The organism is Acinetobacter sp. WCHAc060033 (assembly GCF_004209125.1).
Classification (GTDB): Bacteria; Pseudomonadota; Gammaproteobacteria; order Pseudomonadales; family Moraxellaceae; genus Acinetobacter; species Acinetobacter wuhouensis.
Map to the genome: position 1 here is coordinate 1 of NZ_SGSW01000115.1, position 2,573 is coordinate 2,573.

The following is a 2,573-nucleotide window of genomic DNA, read 5'->3' on the forward strand; positions in this document are numbered from 1 at the left end:
TGTTGAACTATGTCCGGGAAGGGGACAGGGTGATTGTACATTCCATGGATCGTTTTGCTCGAAGCTTAAAAGATTTAGTCACTGAAGTAGATAAACTGGTCAAACGAGGAATTGCCATCCAGTTCGTAAAAGAAAATATTACTTTCACTGCTCAATCTACCCCGATGGATAATTTGATGCTGCAATTGATGGGCGCTTTTGCACAGTTCGAACGTGAGATCATTTTAGAGCGTCAAAAAGAAGGAATAAAACTGGCCTCTGCTCAAGGAAAGTACAAAGGGCGTGTACATAAATTGAAACCTGAACAGGCTGAAGCTTTAAGACAAGAATGGAAGGAAGGAAAGTACCCTTCAAAAATGGCATTAGGCCAGGCATTTGGAATTAGTCGCCAGGCGGTATACCGCTATTTAAAAGCAAGTGAGTAACTCAATTAAAATGGAAAATATTCGAAATTTTCTTGAAGATAATCAAGTCAAAATCTACTTCTGTACCATCTTTATCGGAGTTATTTTTGGATTAACCATCAGTGGAGCGACGATTTTAGAAAGTTTGATTAACCCTGCACTGGCATTAATGTTATTTGCTACTTTTTTACAAGTACCTATTGCAGAAATTGGCAAGGCATTAAAAAATTTACGTTTTATTTCTGCATTACTTATTACTAACTTTATTGCCTTACCTTTAATTACGGCAGGTCTAATACAATTTTTACCTGAAAACCCACTTATTCGTTTAGCTGTACTTTTTGTTCTACTAGCACCGTGTATTGATTATGTGATTACTTTCACCCATGTTGGGAAAGGTAATGCAAGATTATTACTTGCGATGACACCTGTATTATTGCTTATCCAAATGATCTTATTACCAATTTATCTTGGTGTACTCCTCGGAGAAGAGGTAGCTCAGCTTGTTGAAATTGGTCCTTTTGTCCATGCGTTTGTATGGTTCATTGTTGCACCCTTAGCAATGGCAGCTATAGTTCAGTTCATTGGGAATAGAAATGAACAAGCAGAAAAAGTGGCTGAAAGCCTAAACTTATTTCCTGTACCTGCCACAGCCCTAGTTTTGTTTATCGTCCTAGCATCAGTTATGCCTCAAATTGGGCTTGCAAAAAGTGCAGCTCTTCAAGCTTTACCAATTTATATTTCTTTTGCCATTATTGCTCCATTCGTGGGTTGGATAATTGCTCGTATTTTTCGATTAGAATCTGGCTCTGCTAGTGCTGTGTCCTTTTCAGCATCATATAGAAATTCATTTGTTATTCTTCCATTAGCTTTTGCAATTCCGGGAAGTATGCCCATAATTCCTGCTGTAATCTTGACTCAGACTATCGTTGAACTATGCTTTTTACCAATCTATATTCGTCTGATACCTCGACTATTCAAAACCTAGAGATTTAGAGATTTAAACATTTAAGTAGTTGTTATAGTTAGATAAAAGTATTCAGAAGCCCACGCTTACATCGAGTAATTTAATAAAGGGGGGGGAGCTAGCTCCCCCCCTCTTTTATTCATTTGCTAATTAAAACTTACTCGCAACTTGATATGTGATGAATGAAAAGATGTAGGCTAATGCAAACAAATAAGTTGCCATAATGATGGGCTGTTTCCAGCTGCCAGTTTCTCGTCTAATTGTTGCTAACGTAGCAAGACAATGGGGAGCAAAAATAAACCATACCAATAATGATAAACCTGTGGCTAACCCCCATCCATCCGGGCCTGAAATTTGACTTAACAGACTTTGAGTTACTGTATCTTCATCACCTGACATCGCATAAATCACCCCAAGAGCAGCAATTACAACTTCCCTTGCTGCCATAGCAGGAATGAGTGCAATACATATTTCCCATGTAAACCCAATAGGCGCAAATATAGGATGAATTAAATGCCCTAACTGACCAGCTAAACTATAGTTAATGGCCGGCATGGTTGCATTATCTGGTGGTTGAGGGAACGTGACTAGCACCCATAACAAGATAGACAGCGCAACGATAATGCCACCAACTCGTTTTAAGAAAATAGTTGCCCTATCATATAAGCCTAATGCAATATTTCTAATATCTGGAATTCGGTATGTGGGAAGTTCAAAAATAAAAATACTTTCAGTTTTATCTTTTCGAACCAATTTCAGAAACACTGAAACTAATAACGCTGAGACTATTCCCGACATATAAAGACCAAAAAGGACTAATCCTTGCAGACTTAACCAGCCGTAGATTAATTGGTTCGGAATAAATGCCGCGATCAATAAAGCATATACTGGCAATCTTGCTGAACAGGTCATCAAGGGTGCAATCATAATTGTTGCTAATCGGTCCCGTTCAGAGCTGATACTTCTGGTTGCCATAATTCCGGGAATCGCACAAGCAAAACTGGATAGCAGAGGAATAAATGAACGGCCGCTAAGCCCGGCTTTAGACATTAATTTATCTAAAAGAAATGCTGCTCGGGGTAAATAGCCTGACTCTTCAAGCATTAAAATGAAGAAGAATAAAATCAAAATCTGAGGCATATATGCAAGCACGCTACCTGTGCCAGCAATTACCCCATCCACAACCAAGCTTTTTAATAGAG

At 38.6% G+C, this 2,573-nt stretch carries 3 protein-coding genes; 2 read left to right on the forward strand and 1 reads right to left on the reverse strand.

Annotated features, from left to right (window positions below):
- Together EXE10_RS20550 and EXE10_RS20555 are read left to right on the forward strand one after the other, a co-directional pair.
- On the forward strand, positions 1-425 hold a 425-nt coding region (locus tag EXE10_RS20550), incomplete at its 5' end, for a recombinase family protein (RefSeq protein ID WP_130114568.1).
- Between the two features lie 10 nt (positions 426-435).
- Positions 436-1,392, forward strand: coding sequence for an arsenic resistance protein (locus EXE10_RS20555; RefSeq protein WP_004665958.1), 957 nt, complete (start codon positions 436-438; stop codon positions 1,390-1,392).
- Positions 1,393-1,521: 129 nt separating this feature from the next.
- Here EXE10_RS20555 and feoB read toward each other — a convergent pair.
- Positions 1,522-2,573, reverse strand: a 1,052-nt coding sequence (gene feoB, locus EXE10_RS20560) for a ferrous iron transporter B (protein ID WP_130114569.1), incomplete at its 5' end; no start/stop codon positions are given.